The following is a 17,908-nucleotide window of genomic DNA, read 5'->3' as shown; positions in this document are numbered from 1 at the left end:
ACGCAATGAGTTGCTGGACCACCCTTGGCCTCCCGGCCGATGCCGATACACGCAGTATCAAACGCCAATACGCAATCCTGCTCAAACAGACGCGCCCGGATGAAGACCCAGAGGGCTTTCAGCGTCTGCGTGAGGCGTATGAGCAAGCGCTGAGCATCAAGGAATGGGAGCAATTGCGCGAGGATGACTCGGGTAACGATGCCCCGTGGGACCTGAGCGGGCTGTCGGTGGTGGAAGTCGACACGCTGCAACGTGTCACCCGTTCGCTGGACGGTGTCAGCCGTGTCGAGCTCGAACAACGTTATGCCGCCGCCCTCGAACATGGCGCGGCCGATGTGATGGAAGACGCCGTGCTCAGGCATTGCGTCGAACACTTCGAGACCTGTGAAACACTGCTCGAATGGGCAATGGAAACCTTTCACTGGTTCAGTCTCTGGCAGCGCCTGGAACTGGACGAAGAACTGATTGTAGAACTGTCGCTACAGCGCGAGCGCTTGGCGGAGCGTCGTGAAGCGCCGATATTTCTGGCCCGGCAACAACGCCTCGCCGCAGAACCCGCTGCCACGCCAGAGCATCGCGCCGCCCACTTGCTGCTGGGCCCGGGCCCATTCAGTCAGCGCCGAGCCCTGGCCCGACGCTTGCGCGAAGACGATTGGGTGCACTGTCGAAAGCTGAGCTCTGCGTTGTACGCCAACCACCCCGACATCTGCGCAGACCTGCCCGGCGGTACGCCGTTCTTCTGGCGTGACTGGGAACATACCTATGACAGCTGGCCGATTTACCTGGGTATTGTCCTGGCCTGTCTGGTCGGCACCTTTATTCAGTTCGCGCCGTTGGGCACGCGTCTGGGCGAATTGATCGGCGTCATGGTGTTCTGGTCGGTAATATTCGCGGTCGTCGGATGGGCACTCAACTGGCTGACGGCGCACGTTGCCCATCGCTTTTGGTGGCTGGACGATCGATTGAGTGTGCGCCTTTCGCCCTCGCTCATGCCCCTGCCGTTTGGAGTGCTGCGCGACTTGATTCCCTGCATTGCGATGGCGGCGGGCATTGGCAACGTGTATGGCGTGGTCGGCAGCATCGTTTACATCACGACACTGATGAGTGTCGGACTTATACGCCGAAGGAAGGTCAAACCGCACGTTTCCTGGCAACATGCCAGCCCCTTGCTCAAACGCAGCCTGATGGGCGCGGGCATTTTGGTCCTGGTTTTAGTACTCGGCGTGTTCAAAGTGATCTCAAGCCAAAGTACGGTCAACCGCAACCAGGGCCTGCAACAGTGGACCGAACGCTTGTGCAGCCGGATGCCGGCCACCGCCAGCGAATGCAACGCACCGGCCACTGTTGAGCAGTGGTACGGCCAGGAGAAACAGCCATGAACCCGAAATGGCTGTTCCCGGTGGCGACCCTTGTGATGCTGATCCTGATGGGGCTGGCCGGCTCTTCGAAATTCGTCGCCCGCATCGATTTGTGGCTGGATCAACACGACGCTCCGCTCACCGCGCAGGCCAATGCCCTGAGCCCGATGATCGATTGCATCAACCGGGTCGACGTGCATTGGCGGGTCGCCTACGAACTGTACAAATCGCCGAAGCAACCTGCGGAACCGGTGCGAGACTGGATCGCCAACCAGCATGATTTCGACGACAACGGTGCCCGTGATGCGCCCGCCATTCAAAGGGATATCTGTTCGCCGAAAATCAGCGAAAAACTCAAGTTGCTGGACTACGACCCAACACTGGCGTTGAAAGCCGATGCCTACGCACAGGCATTACAGCAAGTGACGCCCTTTACGCAGCAAATCACCTTTTACCGACAGGCGCGTTTTTCGACCGCCATCAGTGAGGTGCAGCCCGCCTTTGCCGATCAATTCAGACCCAGGGCCGAGGACTACCTCACGGCGTCAACGGTACTGAGGCAGCAGGTTGAAGCGCTGGACCTTGAACAGCGGCGCGAGCAACTCAAACTGATCGAAGCGCGCCTGGGCAAGGACATTCACTGGTATTTGCTGGCCTACATGATCCAGGCCAGGGACACGCTGAACCTTGTAACCGAGGGCGTGAACAATCGAACCCTGACGCCGCAGGCACTGGCTAAAGCCATCGCTGAACTGCAATTGGCCTGGGATTACCTGCAGCAGTTCGGCCAACGCCATATGCAGGAAACGCAAAACCGTAACGAAGCACCCAGTTATCTCTGGTCGCACATCGCCAGGCCGACACAGAAGTATCTGGATGCCTTGAATGCGCTGCACAAGGACTGGAAGAACAAGGCTGAACCACAGCGATTGAGTGATGATTTTTATGCGGTGACGCGTGGATATGATTCGCTGATCAGCCATTACAACCGACTGGCGCGTGCTGAGTATTGAGTGATGTGTTGTTCTTGAGGCCGCCTTCGCGGGCAAGCCTCGCTCCTACAGGTTCAGGTCGTTCATAAAGTTGACTAACGACTCAATACCGTAGGAGCGAGGCTTGCCCGCGAAGCGACCATCAACCGTCAACGCATCACTTGGACTTAAGCTTTAGAAAAGACTGATGCAAATCCGACGCCCAACCATCAATCACGCCTTTCACGTCATCGGCCTTCATCACCTGAGACTCGTTTTCCAGCGGCTTGCCGGTGCCCTTGCGCACGACCTGGGCTAACACATGGTTATTGCCGCCATCGAGGAACACCGCTTCGGTGGCCAGATCGGTCTCCTGATCACGAATACCGCTGGCCGTGCTGACCGCCGCGGCCACCAGCGCAATCGGGATCACTTCATAAGGTTTCAGCCCTTCTGTCTTGCTGCTTACCGCCGTAATCGCGGCACGCACCACCATCACGCCCGGGCCAGGACCTGCGGCCAATGGCAGGGATTTACCCACCTCGCGCTTCAGCGCCTGGTCGTAGTAACCGGTGATGCCGTTGAGGGTCGCCTGGGGGATTTTCACCGTCGGTTGTGGTTTCGGATAGAGCTGGGTCGGCTCAATGTAGACGCTGGTGTATTGACGGATGTCGAGCTTGGGATCGACCCAGCGCATCACTGTCGCGCCCGAGGGTGACTTGGCTTCCTTGAGTTGACTGTAGTCCTTGAGAAAACCTGAATACTGGTCCGGCTCTACGACTTTGCTGGCACAGCCCACCACCCCGATCGAGGCAATGCACAACGTGCCCATCATTAACGCAAGCTTCATGCTGTAACTCCTGTCAGAAGGCCGACAACGGTATTGCATACGGGAATTACAGTTATAGCCAACGCACAGCGTGTTGTTGTCAAAAAGCACACTATTTATCTATCGCTGCGCAATGGCTCACAAGCGCCATTTGACAGACACAGAACCTCCGGCAAAGCTGCATCAAGCTTCAACGCACGCCTGACGGCAAATGCACTGGACTATGGAAGTTGCAATGCCGAAATATAAAAATAAAGCAGCAACCCCAACCCCTGATTCACCACCGACATTGATTAACCGTTACCTGTTTCCCGTGACCATCGGCGTCTTGCTGGTGGCCGTGGTGGCAATCGGCTGGTTTCTGCTGTACAGCACGCCAGCGCCGATCAATACCGTGCCCGTCAGTACGCCGACTGTTCAGCCGGCCAAAGCGCAACCTGTCGTCGTGACACCGGCGAAGATGGTCGATGAGCAACAATGCCGGGGCTGCCACAGCGAACAGATGAAAGATTGGCAAGGCTCCCATCACCAGTTGGCGATGCAGGAGGCCAATGCCGAAACGATGCTGGGCGATTTCAATAACGTCACGTTCAAGGCGCAAAACGAAACCACCCGTTTCTCGCGCAAGGACGACGGTTTCTGGGTCAACACGCCCGGTATTGACGGCAAGAATGCCGACTTCAAAGTGGCCTACACCTTTGGCATCGCGCCGTTGCAGCAATACCTGATCGAGGTCGGCGAAGGTCGCTTGCAAGCGCTTGGCGTGGCTTGGGATACCGAGAAAAACCGCTGGTTCCACCTCTATCCGGGCCAGGGCGTGAATTTCAAGAACCCGCTGCACTGGAGCAAGCCCAGCCAGAACGCCAATTTCATGTGTGTCGAATGCCACACCACTGGTTACAAGCGCAATTTCGACGCGGCCAAAAACACCTTCGACAGCCAGTGGAACAGCCTCGGTGTCGGTTGTCAGGCATGCCACGGGCCCGCGTCCAACCACTTGGAATGGACGGCGAAGAAAGGTGATCTGATCCACGCCGGCTTTGCGGTCGACCTCAGGGACAAGGACGCCACGGTCGAAATCGAAACCTGTGCCCGCTGCCATTCGCGCCGCGCACCGCTGGGCGACGGCTACACCGTTGGCAAGCGTTTGATGGACGACTACCTGCCGAGCCCCCTGACCCGCGAGCTGTACGCACTGGACGGCAAGATCAAGGATGAAGTGTTCGAGCACGGCTCCTTCGCCCAAAGCAAAATGTTCGACAAGGGCGTGCGTTGCAGCAACTGCCACAACCCCCACAGCACCGAACTCAAGGCCCCGGGCAACGGCGTTTGCCTGCAATGCCACAACACCGCCGGCAAGACTTCGGTAGCAGGCGTCGATGGCAAGGGTTTGCAAGCCAAGAACTACGACTCCATCGAACACACCCGCCACACCCCGGGCCAGCCTGGCTCCCAATGCGTGGATTGCCACATGCCCGGCAAGTTCTACATGGGCAACGACTTCCGGCACGACCACAGCTTCAGCATTCCCAACCCGGAGCGGGCAAAAAAACTCGGCACGCCGGGCGCCTGCCTGACCTGTCACCAAGGCAAGGCCGGCGACAAGGTCACTGAGCAATTCAAACTCTGGAACACCGCCACCACGGCGCAGGCGCCACGCTACGACGAAAGCCTGTGGCTGATTCGCAACGGTCAGCCCGGCGCCGCGCAAGCCTTGTACGAACAGTTGCAGCGCAGCAACCTGCCGGCGATTCAGCGCGCCACCTTGCTGGCAGAACTGCCGCTGTACCCGAGCGAACAGGCCTTGAAACTCGCGACCAAGGACTTGAGCAACCCTGCACCGCAGGTGCGTGAAAGCGCAGTGCGGGCAATCAGTGCGTTCCTGCCGCCACCGGAGCGTGCGCCGCTGCTGACGCCGTTGCTGGACGATCCGGTGAAGGCGGTGCGGATCGTCGCGGCCCGGGACTTGCTGAGCGTCGCGCGTAACGGATTGGGCAGTGCCCGGGCCAACTGGAGCGCGGCCATTGCCGAATACGAAGCGGTGCAAAAAAGCCTGCCCGAGCGCGCCGAGTCCAACCTGAACCTGGCGATGCTCTACCAGGCCAGCGGGCGCAACGACGAAGTCGAATCGCTGCTGCGCACCGCCCTCAAGCGTGATCCGGATTTCTACCCGGCGCTGGTCACGCTGGTGCAATGGCTGGAAGCCAATGGACGCGGCCAGGAAGCGCAGACGCTGTTGGCACAAAGCCTGAAAGAACACCCGGACAACGCCCTGCTGCAACACACCCAGGGCTTGGCGCTGGTGCGTGCGGGCCAGTCAGCGCAAGCCATGCCAGCCTTGCGCAAAGCCGCGCAACTGGAACCGCAGAACGCCCAATACGGCTACGTGCTGGCGGTGGCGTTGCACGACAGCGGCAAGGTTGATGAGGCATGCGAAGAGCTGGAGCGGTTGTTGAACGTGCAACCGGCCAACCGCAATGCGCGGTTGTCGCTGATCCAGTACTACCTGGATAACGGGCAGGAACCGAAGGCGCAGGTGCTGTTGCAACGCTGGAAGAAAATGAACGGGGGCGATCCGGCGTTGAAATGACCGATGGTTGACCCGAAGGCCTCTTCACGGGCAAGCCTCGCTCCTACAGGGTTTATGCAATCCTTGTGAGAGCGTGGCTTGCCCGCGATGGCGTCAACCCGGTTTCAGATCAGATTTACCACGAAGAACCACTCTTCAACGCCAACTCCCGCCGGCTGTTCGCCCGCATCGCCTTGATCAGCGACACCGTGCCCACCAGGATAATCACCCCCGCGAACAAAAAGTCGATGGTGTACAGCTGGAAGTCCTTCATCGGCCCCACCAGCAACACCCGGATCGCGCCGATACTCACCAGCGTGGCGAGAAAATCGATCCCCGGTTCATCGCGATAGAACACGTGCAGCAGCGGCAGGCACAGCACCAGCAACAAGAGCAGCACGATCACCTTGAACGAGCCTTTGCGCTCGACGCTGAACGCACACTCGTGGGCGCCGTAGGCCTTGTAGTCTTCATCGCGGATCATCGCGTTGCGTTCGTTGATGTAGTCGACGCGGTTGTACTTCTGGACCGGCGTGAACGTGTTCGACATCTCCATCAGCGTGGTGATGTTTTTGAACCTCAAGTCGATGCGCTCGTTGCCCTTGAGGTAATACAGCACCGGTTTGTAGCCATAACGGTAGGTATCGAAGGGAAAATCCGTGGCCCGGCCCTGCACCCCGATGGGCCTTGGCTCAAGTTCGGCGTAGGCGCTTTTGTTGGCCGACGCGAGGTTGCGGCTCAGCGGCTGGACCTTGACCTGCTCAAGGAAAATCGGCGTGACGCCGAACGACCACTGCAAAGGTTCCAGACGCAGGCGCAGTTCGTTGCGGCCAAGGTCATAGCGGTTGAAGGTGCGCTCGGACACCACCACGGCACCACTGAGCATGAACTCGCCGCGCACCGTGTTGGTGATGCGCAGCGTCAGTTGATCCTTGCCCAGTAGCGCGGCATCGCTGGCCGGTGGCGTGCCGCACCAAGCCGTGCTGTCGAAGGCTCCGCCCAACTGGCCGTCACGGTTTTCCTTGAACACGTAAAAATAACTGGCCCACAGCGCCAACATCAGCAACAGCGCAATCAGCCCCAAAACCTTCTTGCCCACACCCACGACCCGACTCCTTTCCCGACTTCTTCCATGCAGCCGAAAACCCGCTGGCGCGGGTCCTCGGTTATGTCATTGATTAGTTAGCGGCGTATTTGCCTTGCAGCGCCTGCAGGCGCTCGGTCTGCTGCGGAGTCAGGCCACTGGCGTCAAACAACAGCGTGCCGTCGGCACCGACCAGTTTGATGATTTCCAGGCTGAACAGCGCTTCTGCGGGCGCATCAAGCTTGCCCCAGTCGCTGAACTGGTTCGGTGTGATTTCCCAGGTCGGCGACTCGCCCGGCTCTATACCGCCGGGAATCGGCAATTCGACTGTGCCGACAAACCATGGCGTGGCACGGCCAGGGCTGGCCACGGTGCCTTTGAAACCAACACGGGCCACAGAGTACGTCGTGCCATTCTTGACCTTTGCTACCACCACCGGCTGACCATGCGGCGCCGCAACATTCTTGTTCTTCTCGGTGAAATAAAATTCCGACTTGAGAATCTGGAACTTGGCCATCTCGACCTTGGCTTTCTCCGCCATCTGCTGGATATCCTGCAGCTGCTTGATCTCGGCCAGGGCTTGTTGTTTTTCTTTGAGGGCACGCTCGCTGCGCAGGTTGGCGGCGATGGCAGCGACGTCTTCAGCGGTTTTACCATTGAGCGTCGTGCGCACGTTGTTTTTGGCTTGCTCGGCCGTGATCTGGCCAGTCAGCGCCTCGCCGATATTGCTGAAGGTGATGAGTTTCAAGTCTTCAAGGAGTTGGGCTTTCTTGTCTTGCGGCAAGTCTGCCGTGACCTTTTCCAGCGATGCCGTGAGGCTCTCGTCACTGGTGCCGTCCAGTTTCGGACCACCGCAACCCGTTAACATCAACGTCACCAACCCGACCGCGAAAATCCTGCGCATACCCGACTCCTTTTTGAGAATGCGCGGACTTTATCAAAACGCCATCATCGACCCAAGCGAAACTCTCAACGCCTCCTGAATAACGGCCGCGGTTCAATCACTGAACGCCCATAGAGCACACTCATCCCGGCCAGTCCCTTCAGCGCGTCCTCGGCGGATTTGTCTTCGCGCACCGCGAAACTATCGAATCCGCATTGGCGCATGTGGCTGAGCTGATCGCGCAGCACATCACCAACCGCGCGCAATTCCCCCGTCCAGCCCAACCGAGTACGCAGCAGGTACGCCTGGCTGTAACCGCGTCCGTCGCGAAAACTCGGGAAATCCAGGGCAATCAGCGGCAATGAGTCAAACCATGGCTTGAGACTTTCCACCTCGTCGTCAGGCCCCAGCCACACTGCATGCTGTGCGGGCGCTTGAAGCCAGCGACTCAACGGCAAAATCACCGACCCGTCCGGCAACTCACCCTCTGCGTCCCTGACCAGCACCCAAGGATCGTCAGCCACAATCCGCGCCACGCCCTCCTCCAGTCGCAACAGATTGTTCATGCCGAGACCTCCAGCAACTTTGGATAAACCTGCTCCTTGAACGGCTCAAGACCAATGCGCTGCAAGGTGTCGACAAACAGTTCTTCGCTCTCGCGGTAATCGACGAACGTGGCGATGATCCGCTCGATCACCCCGGGCACCTCTGCCGCGCTGAAGGACGGGCCGATGACTTTGCCCAGGGCGCTGTTCTTGCCCTGGCTGCCGCCGAGGGTGATCTGGTACCACTCGCTGCCGTTCTTATCGACGCCCAGAATGCCGATGTTGCCGATGTGGTGGTGACCGCAGGCGTTCATGCAGCCGGAAATGTTCAGGCTGATGTCGCCCAGGTCGTGGAGGTAATCCAGGTCTTCGAAACGTGCCTGGATCGCTTGGGCAATCGGGATCGATTTGGCGTTGGCCAGCGCGCAGAAATCGCCGCCGGGGCACGCGATGATGTCGGTCAGCAAACCGATATTGGCGCAGCCCAGGCCCTGCTCGCAGGCCAGGCACCACAGGGTGTAGAGATCAGCTTTGGGTACGTCCGGCAGCACGATGTTCTGTTCATGGGCGATGCGAATTTCGCCGAACCCGAACTGTTCGGACCACTCGGCCACGGCCAACATTTGCTCGGTCGTCACGTCCCCCGGTGGTGAGTCGAAGCCCGGTTTGGTCGACAGCACCACGCTGGTGTAACCCGCGACCTTGTGCGGTTGAACGTTGCGCGTAACCCAACGTGCGAAGGCCGGGTTCTCGGCCAGGCGCGTGCCGAAATTCAGGTCCGTGTCGGACAGCGATCGGTAATCGGGCGACACGAAGGCACTGGCGACCCGCTCATATTCGACGTCGGTCAACTGCGCCGGACCGTCCTTGAGGTACTGCCATTCTTCCTCCACTTCCCTGGCGAAAGCTTCGATGCCCAGGGCCTTGACCAGAATCTTGATCCGCGCCTTGTACTTGTTGTCGCGTCGGCCGTGACGGTTGTAGACCCGCAGCACCGCCTCAACATAGGAAAGCAAATGCTGCCAGGGCAAACCCTCGCGAATCTGTAACCCAAGAATCGGCGTGCGCCCCAACCCGCCACCGACAATGACCCGCAGCAGCATCTGCCCACTGTCATCGCGATAAAGATAAAGGCCAATGTCATGCATCATGATCGCGGCGCGGTCCTGCTCCGCCGAGCAGATGGCAATCTTGAACTTGCGCGGAAGGTACAGAAATTCCGGGTTGATGGTCGACCACTGGCGCAGGATCTCGGCCAGCGGTCGCGGGTCCATCAGTTCGTCCGCCGCCACACCGGCAAACGCTTCGGTGGTGATGTTACGCACGCAGTTGCCGGAGGTCTGGATCGCGTGCATCTCGACCTGGGCAAGTCGTTCGAGGATATCCGGCACCTGCGCCAGTTCGATCCAGTTGAACTGCATGTTCTGCCGAGTGGTGAAGTGGCCGTAACCGCGATCATAGTCCCGGGCGATGCTCGCCAGCGTGCGCATCTGCCTGGCGCTCAGGGTGCCGTAAGGAATCGCCACGCGCAGCATGTAGGCGTGCTTTTGCATATACAGGCCGTTCTGCAGACGCAACGGCAGGAACTCTTCCTCGCTCAACTCGCCCGTCATGAAACGCTCGACCTGATCGCGAAACTGCGCAACCCGCTCGAAGACCAAGGCCCGGTCATAGTCGTCGTACTGATACATGTGGCTACCTCATCAGGGTGGATCGCACGCTCTGCTACAGGGTGGCGGTGCTTGTGGCAGTGACTATGAACCTACGGCGCAGCGCGTTATAGATTCACCTGAATGCTAAAAAACCGTATCAGAGTGCGTCAGATCACCGCAGGCAGGCCTCGTATCTGATCCGCATAAACTCGGTTTTTCTGAGTCTGTTTTGTTTCGGGCAGGGTTTCTACAGTGGACGACATGCCAGTCCGGGTGGCCTGGCAAGACTTTGCAACCGTGGAAGCATTGACCATGAGCACAGCAACAATCGGACAGGCCTATAACTACAAGGTCGTCCGCCAATTCGTCGTGGCAACCATCGTCTGGGGCGTCGTGGGGATGGCAATGGGGGTGTGGATCGCCTCGCAACTGGTATGGCCCGAGATGAACCTCGACCTGCCGTGGACCACCTTCGGCCGCTTGCGCCCGCTGCACACCAGCCTGGTCATTTTCGGCTTTGCCGGCAGCGCGCAATTCGCCGCCAGTTACTACGCGGTGCAGCGCACGTGTCAGGTACGGCTGTACTCCGACAAACTGGCCGCGTTCACCTTTTGGGGCTGGCAGTCGGTGATTGTGGTGATGCTGATCACCCTGCCGCTGGGCTACACCACCACCAAGGAATACGCCGAGATCGAGTTCTCCGGCGCGGTGTGGATGACCTTGGTCTGGGTCGCCTACGCCATCGTCTTCTTCACCACCGTGGTGCAGCGCAAGACCAGGCACATCTACGTCGGCAACTGGTTCTTCGGTGCCTTCATCGTCGTGATCGCGATGCTGCACGTGGTCAATCACCTGTCGATTCCGGTGGACTGGTTCAAGTCCTATCCGGTGTATTCGGGGGCCACCGACGCCATGGTGCAGTGGTGGTACGGGCATAACGCGGTGGGCTTTTTCCTCACCACCGGGTTCCTGGGGATGATGTATTACTTCGTGCCGAAACAGGTCGGGCGGCCGGTGTATTCGTATCGGTTGTCGATCGTGCATTTCTGGGCGCTGATCACCCTGTACATCTGGGCCGGCCCGCACCATTTGCACTACACCGCACTGCCGGACTGGGCGCAGTCGCTGGGCATGGCGATGTCGCTGATCCTGCTGGCACCGAGCTGGGGCGGGATGATTAACGGCATGATGACCCTGTCGGGCGCCTGGCATAAATTGCGCACCGACCCAATCCTGCGCTTTTTGGTGCTGTCGCTGGCGTTCTACGGGATGTCGACGTTCGAAGGACCGATGATGGCCATCAAAACGGTCAACGCCCTCTCCCATTACACCGACTGGACCATCGGCCACGTCCACGCTGGCGCCCTCGGTTGGGTGGCGATGATCACCTTCGGGGCCATTTACCACATGGTGCCGAAAGTCTTCGGTCGTGAGCAGATGTTCAGTACGCCGCTGATCAACTTGCACTTCTGGCTCGCGACCATCGGCACGGTGTTGTATATCGCCTCGATGTGGGTCAACGGCATCACCCAAGGGTTGATGTGGCGTGCGATCAACGACGACGGCACCCTGACCTACTCGTTCGTCGAGGCCTTGCAGGCCAGCCATCCGGGGTTCGTGGTGCGCTTTGCCGGCGGGGTTTTCTTCCTCAGCGGCATGTTGCTGATGGCCTACAACACGTGGCGCACCGTGCGGGTTTCGGACATGGCGATGGCCGAACGTGAAGCGCAGATTGCGTGAGGTTTGAGATGACCGAGATAGTGCTGAATTTGTTCGGGGTCGTGGGGTTTTGGCTGGCAATCGAGTATTGCCTGAAACACCAGACGGCCGAGAGCCTGGAGGACGCGAGCCTGATTCCGTTTGCCGATGACCCTGAGGTGGCGCGGCGGGTGGAGTTGGCGACGGGGAAGACTGTGAAGGCGGTAGCCCCCGAAGAAGCTAAATCCGGTTGGGTCAACCTGGAAATCTGACACACCACACATCCAAATGTGGGAGCGAGCCTGGTCGCGATGGCGCAGTGTCAGTCGATATTAATGCTGACTGATACACCGTCATCGTGAACAGGCTCGCTTGTATGGTAGGACTTGAAGGGAGGAGGAGGGACAAGGCTCGATTCTGACTGTTGACGCAGTACAGACTGTGGGAGATTTCGCCCCTCCTCCTTTCACCCAAGCGCCGATAAAGAATGCATCTGGCTAGACCGACGATAGGAACAAGCCTGCGCCTCTGGGTGAGCCCTTCAAGTGCTCAAACCTTATCTCGGAGGAAATCCTATGGCAATGCCGGTCTCTCTATCAAAACCGATCGTGGGCGTGGATGTCGCCAAGAATGAACTGGTGATTTATCAGGCTGATAACGATTTGCTTAAAGAGATTCCCAACACTAAAACATCCATCAAGCAGTGGCTGAATACGTTGCCGGGGACGGTGGCTATTGCCATTGAGGCGACCAACATCTATCACCTGGACTTTGCTGATCTGGCCTATGAGGCCGGATGTGCGATTTACATGGTGGGAGGCTATGAACTCAAACATTATCGCGAAGGCGTGAAGATCCGCGCCAAAACCGACGCGCTGGACGCCAAGTTGCTGGCCCGTTACCTGAAGAACGAAGCCGAGGAGTTGCGCCCCTGGACCCCTCCATCACCGCTGTACCGCCAGCTCCTGAGCCTCTTCCGCCGCCGGGCTGCCTTGGTCCAGGCTAGGGTTGGCCTGGTGCAGAGTTGGTCGAATGAGCCGCTGCTGAAAGCGGCTTTTGCAGAACAAGTGAAGTCCATGCAGCAGCTTGAAACGCTGATCGAAAAGACGATCAACGATCAGCTCAAAGAAGCCGGTTTACTCGGTCAACTGAAACGTTGCCTGAAAGTTGAAGGCATTGGATTTTTGACTGGGGCTCGCTTGATAACTGCATTTCAGCGCGGGGATTTTAGAAACGCGGATGCGTTTATCGCCTTCCTGGGCATGGATTTACGGGTGTCTAAATCAGGACAGAAGGACGGTCGCCGCAGTTTGACCAAGCGCGGTGACCCCGAGGCCCGCCGGCTTCTGCACAATGCAGCGATGTCGGCTAGCCGTACGAAAGCCTGGAAAGGGTTTTACGAAGCCCAAAGAGCCCGGGGCTTCAGCACTACTGAGGCGCTGGTGATGCTGGCTCGCAAGCTTGCGCGGGTGGCATTCGCCTTGCTGAAAGGGCAAAGCGAATATCAGTCAAAGGTCAGTTGAGGGTTTCCCCTCAACCATAGAATCTCCCACAGGATTATGTGTAAGGTCAGAGAATCAGCCGCGTTCGCGGGGGATCAGGCTCTGCAACTGCTGCGCCAGGAAGTTCGCGTCGAAGGCAAACGTATCCGGGTCTTTCAAACCATTGGTCTTGCGCCATTGCCAGCTCGTGGAAGGCGGCAGGCACACCAGCGAAATGCTGCCATACCGCGCGGCCGTCAAACCCATCACCGCCAACGAAATCTGACCACCGACGCCCATCACGTCCGGCACGAACTCCACCGGTTTGCCGGCAATGACAATGCTCAGTTTCTCGGTCTTGAACGTCGACGACTCGACCGGAACGCTCGGCCCTGAAGCGACATACACCTCGCGACTCACTTCCAGCAGGTTCGGCACCTGGATCGGCTCCAGCCATTGCTGGATCTGGTCGAACAGTTCACCAATGCGCGTCGCCCACACGGCCGATTGCGACTCAAACACTTGCTTCTTGTGCGCTTCGCTTTCTGCATAGTGGCGAAGCATCTCGCCCAGTTGCTGTACGTCGTCCATTGCGGTGTTCCTTTGGTTGAAGCGGTGCTGCGGGATTCAATCATGGCAGATGCCAGTGATCGGCGTACGACAAAGCTGCCGTAAGGACATCTCTTAACGGTGGATGAAAACGACGAACGGTTACTTTTTCAGGGGTTTATACACCCTCACCTGTCAGATCTGACAGTAGCCGGCGCTCGCCTGACAGGTGTTTGATAACCACAGCAGACGTAACAAGAAGGCCAACGGCCCATAGCCAAGGAAACGCTCATGAGCAACTCAACGTTGAAGATCGACAGGGTCTTCATACCGGGGTGGACGACGCCAGTTACCCATCCCGACGAGCCCCAGGGAGGCATCGCGCTTTCCCTTGTTACATCTGGCAGCGTGCAAGCGGTGGTTGACCCTTGGCTGAACATGAGCCCATACGACACCGCAGGTCTATTACTGAATGACCTACCTTCGGCCGTTGACACCAAGACAATCCAGCCCGGAGAGGAAAACGAAAGATTCACGCTGGATCTGCCGGGCGAAATCCTGCAGAACGGAATCAACCGGATTCGTTTACAAGTCAAACGTATCGGTCAGGAGCAACCGGAAACCTCCGAAGACCTTGTCGTTCTCTTTAACACTCCTCGCCCTGGCGGCGAAGTAACGGGATCCGGAGCCAATCCCAACCTTGAAATGACACTTCCCGCTGACGTCATCGCCAAGGGTATCGATGCGATTCGTGCCGCTCAAGGGGTAGATGTCACACTCAAGTACCCTTACATGCGGGCGTACGACAAAATCACGCTCGATTGTGATGGCAACACTGTTCCGCACACGGTAACGGCTGCACAAGCCACCGCCGGCACAATCGTACTGAAGCTTTTTGCAGACGCGTTCAAAAATGATAACCCTCGATTTGCAATGCGCTTCAGGGTCGTCGATCAAATTGGAAACTCTTCCGGCCCGCAGGCCATTTGGTCGAGTACGGTTTACGTCGATGTGCACATCAAACGACCGGTTCTGGATCTACTAAAACCAAAAGTACTGGAAGCCAAGGAACAGAACGGCACCGTATTAAACTTTGAAAAAGACTTCTATGAGACCAAGTTTGCTACGGTCGAGGTCAACTTCACCGGTTCCGCCGCAGGGCAAACTGTCAAAGTTTATTGGCTCGGACGCACTTCGACGTATGGCAGTGAGATTCAAACTGTTTCTTATGCAGGGCAGACACTGAGATTTCCAGTTCCCAGGCTGGAAGTGGTTGATTGCATCGATTCACGTGCGGAGATCAGTTACACCGTCAGGTTACCGGGCACCACCGAGGACCTTCCGTCTGAACGCCTGGACATTCGAATCACCGGACAAAAACATCACCTTCCGGAACCCACACTCTCCTCGGACAAAACCAACCTCAGAGCCTATTACCCGGCACTGGAAGGCAATTATAAAGTGCGGCTCGCATTGTTCGGCCGGGTGACTCGATATGGTGAAGAAGTCACTATCACAAACCCCACCTATACAAATTTGCCTGTTTTGCAGGCATGGCTGACAGAGAATAAGGAGTTTGACGTAATGTTCAACTACACACTGAAAAAGACTGGCACTAATGAACCGCTTATTTTTTCATGGTGCTTGAGAGTTGCTTTATAGATACACGAACACTACGCCTGACTTCAATTAAATACACCAAACAATCAGCAGGTCTTTAAGCCGGGGTCGTTACACGACTGTCCGCGAGGATTGCGTCATGCACAGAATAATTGGATTTGTTCTATTCGTATTTATGGCAGGTTGCAGCCAGACTGATAAAATCCCAACTGATGCAGGCGGAGTGCTCAGTGGGAACAATGCTCAAAATGGGTCCACTGTAGCAGCCCAGCTCACCACGCTTTATGGCAGGAAGTTCCCCAACTGTAACAAGATAGACTCACAACCGGCGTTCCTGTGTTCTGGCATCACACTAAGGGTTACGGTGAAAGATCCTGCCGGACGATATAAAGTCTGGGACCCGAGCCCCACCTCCACGAGAAGTGGCGGCATATCCTTCTCGTACTTGAGGGCTGATACAAACTTTGGACGGCTCGCATGGGGTTATGGGAATGGCTACATCCTCTACCCCTTCCTCGAACAGCCGGCTGGCAAGGACCAGTTGCAATACCTTTGCACATACCCGATGGATGCATGGGGTTGGCATCGTAGTGCAACGGAAGTTTGCGGACCATCCGCCAGCTACCCAGTACAAAGCAAACGTTGCCAAGACGCCGGTGTGACCACCGCAGCACAAGCAGTTGCCGTATGGAATTTGTCGGGAGGTAATCCAAACCTTCGCCAATGTGGTTTCGACGTCCAGGATGACCGTAATACATTGGCAGGGCCGGCGTTTTACCAGTCCTTGTTGGCAAAATCCATGTTAGGCACTACGGGTTTCAACGAACATAACGAAATTATTATACGAACCTGGCCTGCGGGTCGCGCCAACACCTTTCCCATCATGGCGTTCTTTTTCATTGCAGGTGGTTCGAACGAAGGATTGGCAGACGCCCAATATAATCAACGAGATTTCTACAACTCGACTAATCCAAAAATTTTTGTACCTATCATCCGCCTGACACCTCCCGTCAACGCTACCGGAACAGCCACTTTTGCCTACATTGCCGCAGATCAGGTGGTGACCCAATGACGATCCTGCGGTGGAACTCTTTCTTAACGGCCCTGAACGTTGTCCGCCATTTCCCGCTAATCATCGGGCTAATGTCAGGCTTGAATACATCTCTCCATGCGCAAACAGCAACAGTAAAGTCTGACAGCTACACTCTTACCGTTGAGCGCTGCGTAAAATACGTCGAAAGTGCGCAATGGTTTTATCGCGACTACCAGTGGTCATTTTCTATCACGCCCACGCCTTGTGCGAGACGGACACCGCCGGAAGGCACCCCTTATCTGTGGGACGAACTTAGTCGCGACTACTCAAACAGTCGCTACTGGAAAAACACCCATGGACTACGCCATCAACTGATCTGCCACCTGGTAATAGCAAGAGATAAGCCGCAGTGGAACCTGGAACCATGGCGACCTGACGTGGGGTATGCAAAAACGTTGGAAGGCGGTTGCAACCATGTTGTTCCTTTACCCGAAAACGCACCTTGACTTTTCGAAACGCCAAGTACGCCACATGCTGATGCCGAAAAGCAATAACTATCACCATTTAAAACAGAAAAACCAACATGACGGTTGAGCGAGATTTTATGAAAAAGATCATACTTTCCTTACTTGTTCTATCGATTTTCGGCTGTGCTCAAATCGATAGACAATCGCCTCAGGAGATCGGTGCGACCGGTAACGTACATGCAGCAATGACCGGACCGGAAGTTGTTAACTTACTTACCAATCTTTACAATCAAACACTTCAAAACTGCAACAACTCGGTCACTGCACCGGCATTTCTGTGCTCGGGGGTCACACTCAGAGTCACCGATAAACAGCCAGGTGAAACACATCATGTCTGGAACCCTAGCCCGACGTCCGTCAAAAACGGTGGTGTTTCGTTTTCTTACCTGAGAGTGGATGCAAATATGGGACGCCTTGCCTGGGGTAAGAACAACGGCTTCATGCTATACCCCATCTTTGGTGCACCAGTGGACAAGATCGATCTCGATTACCTTTGCTCCTTTCCCATCGATGGCTGGACCTGGAATCGAACCACGCCCTGCGGTCATCACGCCTCGTATCCCTCTCAAAGCCAGCGTTGCCGCAGTGCCGGAGTCACCACAGCAGAACAATGGAAAAGTGTCTGGGATAGTTCACCCAGCAATCAACATATCCGACAATGCGGATTTGACGTGTCGGAGGCGACTGGAAAACCAGCTTCAGTTCCGTTTTATCAATCGGTACGGGCAAGAGGGATGTTGGGCGTTGCCGGACTCAACGAACAAAACGAAATCGTCATCAAGACCTGGCCGCAAAATCTGCAAAATACCCTGCCACTTATGGCCTTCTTTTTTATCGCGGGTGGTGACAATGCCGGTCTTGCGGAAGCCCGGAACAATCAGAAAGACTTCCGTGACTCAACCACCGCCAGGATTTGGGTACCTGTGATCAGGCTCATACCCCCTTCAACCATGGGCGGGAAGGCGAGTTTTCAATATGTTGCATCGGATCAACTGGTCCTCCCCTGATGCCTCGCTACTGGCTGTCCTGAAGCGCGAGCGCCAGGGCATTGTGCGGCCAAATCGCGCCGCCCTCTAGCGCCTTTTACCTAAAACAAAGGACACTCTCCC

The 17,908-nt window shown here is 57.0% G+C and carries 16 protein-coding genes; 10 read left to right on the top strand and 6 right to left on the bottom strand.

The window, feature by feature from the left end; all coding sequences use genetic code 11:
- Window positions 1–5: 5 nt before the first annotated feature.
- The gene (locus RHP74_RS13470; RefSeq protein WP_311099911.1) at window positions 6–1,379 is read left to right on the top strand and encodes a J domain-containing protein; all 1,374 of its coding nucleotides are present in this window, start codon (window positions 6–8) and stop codon (window positions 1,377–1,379) included.
- On the top strand, window positions 1,376–2,371 hold the full coding sequence (locus tag RHP74_RS13465; protein WP_311099909.1) for a DUF3829 domain-containing protein: 996 nt from the start codon (window positions 1,376–1,378) through the stop codon (window positions 2,369–2,371). Before RHP74_RS13470 ends, RHP74_RS13465 begins: the two co-directional genes overlap by 4 nt.
- Before the next feature lie 136 nt (window positions 2,372–2,507).
- On the opposite strand, the gene RHP74_RS13460 is transcribed toward RHP74_RS13465, so the two are convergent.
- Window positions 2,508–3,179, bottom strand: coding sequence for a DUF3313 domain-containing protein (locus tag RHP74_RS13460; RefSeq protein ID WP_102594860.1), 672 nt, complete (start codon window positions 3,177–3,179; stop codon window positions 2,508–2,510).
- Window positions 3,180–3,393: 214 nt separating this feature from the next.
- On the opposite strand from RHP74_RS13460, the gene RHP74_RS13455 reads away from it, so the two are divergent.
- Window positions 3,394–5,748, top strand: coding sequence for a tetratricopeptide repeat protein (locus RHP74_RS13455; protein ID WP_311099906.1), 2,355 nt, complete (start codon window positions 3,394–3,396; stop codon window positions 5,746–5,748).
- Window positions 5,749–5,863: 115 nt separating this feature from the next.
- On the opposite strand, the gene RHP74_RS13450 is transcribed toward RHP74_RS13455, so the two are convergent.
- The 4 genes from RHP74_RS13450 to RHP74_RS13435 form a co-directional block, all read right to left on the bottom strand.
- Complete coding sequence (locus tag RHP74_RS13450) at window positions 5,864–6,832, bottom strand: hypothetical protein (protein ID WP_282411531.1); 969 nt, start codon at window positions 6,830–6,832, stop codon at window positions 5,864–5,866.
- Window positions 6,833–6,905: 73 nt separating this feature from the next.
- The gene (locus RHP74_RS13445) at window positions 6,906–7,715 is read right to left on the bottom strand and encodes a DUF6694 family lipoprotein (protein WP_311099904.1); all 810 of its coding nucleotides are present in this window, start codon (window positions 7,713–7,715) and stop codon (window positions 6,906–6,908) included.
- A 65-nt stretch (window positions 7,716–7,780) separates the two neighbouring features.
- Window positions 7,781–8,260 (bottom strand): DUF934 domain-containing protein, encoded by a 480-nt coding sequence (locus tag RHP74_RS13440; protein ID WP_010459898.1) that lies wholly within the window; start codon window positions 8,258–8,260, stop codon window positions 7,781–7,783.
- A complete protein-coding gene (locus RHP74_RS13435; protein WP_311099902.1) occupies window positions 8,257–9,930 on the bottom strand; it encodes a nitrite/sulfite reductase in 1,674 nt (557 codons plus the stop codon). Before RHP74_RS13435 ends, RHP74_RS13440 begins: the two co-directional genes overlap by 4 nt.
- A gap of 273 nt (window positions 9,931–10,203) precedes the next feature.
- Between RHP74_RS13435 and ccoN the strand changes: the two genes are divergently transcribed.
- The 3 genes from ccoN to RHP74_RS13420 all read left to right on the top strand — a co-directional run bounded on the left by ccoN (window position 10,204) and on the right by RHP74_RS13420 (window position 13,112).
- Entirely contained in the window at window positions 10,204–11,631 is a 1,428-nt protein-coding gene (ccoN, locus tag RHP74_RS13430) for a cytochrome-c oxidase, cbb3-type subunit I (protein WP_311099900.1), read from the top strand.
- 8 nt (window positions 11,632–11,639) lie between these two features.
- The gene (locus tag RHP74_RS13425) at window positions 11,640–11,861 is read left to right on the top strand and encodes a cbb3-type cytochrome c oxidase subunit 3 (RefSeq protein ID WP_311099898.1); all 222 of its coding nucleotides are present in this window, start codon (window positions 11,640–11,642) and stop codon (window positions 11,859–11,861) included.
- Window positions 11,862–12,164: 303 nt separating this feature from the next.
- Entirely contained in the window at window positions 12,165–13,112 is a 948-nt protein-coding gene (locus tag RHP74_RS13420) for an IS110 family transposase (RefSeq protein WP_042932411.1), read from the top strand.
- Between the two features lie 54 nt (window positions 13,113–13,166).
- On the opposite strand, the gene RHP74_RS13415 is transcribed toward RHP74_RS13420, so the two are convergent.
- Complete coding sequence (locus RHP74_RS13415) at window positions 13,167–13,661, bottom strand: hypothetical protein (protein WP_010459894.1); 495 nt, start codon at window positions 13,659–13,661, stop codon at window positions 13,167–13,169.
- Window positions 13,662–13,910: 249 nt separating this feature from the next.
- On the opposite strand from RHP74_RS13415, the gene RHP74_RS13410 reads away from it, so the two are divergent.
- From RHP74_RS13410 to RHP74_RS13395, 4 genes are all read left to right on the top strand, one after another.
- A complete protein-coding gene (locus tag RHP74_RS13410) occupies window positions 13,911–15,281 on the top strand; it encodes a hypothetical protein (RefSeq protein WP_304875402.1) in 1,371 nt (456 codons plus the stop codon).
- A gap of 97 nt (window positions 15,282–15,378) precedes the next feature.
- Window positions 15,379–16,311, top strand: coding sequence for a halovibrin HvnC (locus tag RHP74_RS13405; protein WP_311099896.1), 933 nt, complete (start codon window positions 15,379–15,381; stop codon window positions 16,309–16,311).
- Window positions 16,308–16,778, top strand: coding sequence for a DUF2599 domain-containing protein (locus tag RHP74_RS13400; RefSeq protein ID WP_311099893.1), 471 nt, complete (start codon window positions 16,308–16,310; stop codon window positions 16,776–16,778). The genes RHP74_RS13405 and RHP74_RS13400 overlap by 4 nt, the downstream gene beginning before the upstream one ends.
- Before the next feature lie 98 nt (window positions 16,779–16,876).
- Complete coding sequence (locus tag RHP74_RS13395; protein ID WP_311099892.1) at window positions 16,877–17,806, top strand: halovibrin HvnC; 930 nt, start codon at window positions 16,877–16,879, stop codon at window positions 17,804–17,806.
- The last annotated feature ends 102 nt before the right edge of the window (window positions 17,807–17,908 follow it).

Origin of the sequence: Pseudomonas sp. SG20052, from assembly GCF_031766055.1 — a bacterium.
Lineage (GTDB): Bacteria > Pseudomonadota > Gammaproteobacteria > Pseudomonadales > Pseudomonadaceae > Aquipseudomonas > Aquipseudomonas mandelii.
Note: the sequence above shows the minus strand (reverse complement) of the source record. Positions and strands in the feature narration are given on the sequence as shown.

Bases quoted from the DNA above. Each gene is read 5' to 3' on its own strand.
- RHP74_RS13455 (WP_311099906.1), top strand. From the start codon at position 3,394: ATGCCGAAATATAAAAATAAAGCAGCAACCCCAACCCCTGATTCACCA.
- RHP74_RS13440 (WP_010459898.1), bottom strand. From the start codon at position 8,260: ATGAACAATCTGTTGCGACTGGAGGAGGGCGTGGCGCGGATTGTGGCT.
- RHP74_RS13470 (WP_311099911.1), top strand. From the start codon at position 6: ATGAGTTGCTGGACCACCCTTGGCCTCCCGGCCGATGCCGATACACGC.
- RHP74_RS13395 (WP_311099892.1), top strand. From the start codon at position 16,877: ATGAAAAAGATCATACTTTCCTTACTTGTTCTATCGATTTTCGGCTGT.
- RHP74_RS13410 (WP_304875402.1), top strand. From the start codon at position 13,911: ATGAGCAACTCAACGTTGAAGATCGACAGGGTCTTCATACCGGGGTGG.
- RHP74_RS13425 (WP_311099898.1), top strand. From the start codon at position 11,640: ATGACCGAGATAGTGCTGAATTTGTTCGGGGTCGTGGGGTTTTGGCTG.
- RHP74_RS13460 (WP_102594860.1), bottom strand. From the start codon at position 3,179: ATGAAGCTTGCGTTAATGATGGGCACGTTGTGCATTGCCTCGATCGGG.
- RHP74_RS13415 (WP_010459894.1), bottom strand. From the start codon at position 13,661: ATGGACGACGTACAGCAACTGGGCGAGATGCTTCGCCACTATGCAGAA.
- RHP74_RS13420 (WP_042932411.1), top strand. From the start codon at position 12,165: ATGGCAATGCCGGTCTCTCTATCAAAACCGATCGTGGGCGTGGATGTC.
- RHP74_RS13400 (WP_311099893.1), top strand. From the start codon at position 16,308: ATGACGATCCTGCGGTGGAACTCTTTCTTAACGGCCCTGAACGTTGTC.
- RHP74_RS13435 (WP_311099902.1), bottom strand. From the start codon at position 9,930: ATGTATCAGTACGACGACTATGACCGGGCCTTGGTCTTCGAGCGGGTT.
- ccoN (WP_311099900.1), top strand. From the start codon at position 10,204: ATGAGCACAGCAACAATCGGACAGGCCTATAACTACAAGGTCGTCCGC.
- RHP74_RS13405 (WP_311099896.1), top strand. From the start codon at position 15,379: ATGCACAGAATAATTGGATTTGTTCTATTCGTATTTATGGCAGGTTGC.
- RHP74_RS13465 (WP_311099909.1), top strand. From the start codon at position 1,376: ATGAACCCGAAATGGCTGTTCCCGGTGGCGACCCTTGTGATGCTGATC.
- RHP74_RS13445 (WP_311099904.1), bottom strand. From the start codon at position 7,715: ATGCGCAGGATTTTCGCGGTCGGGTTGGTGACGTTGATGTTAACGGGT.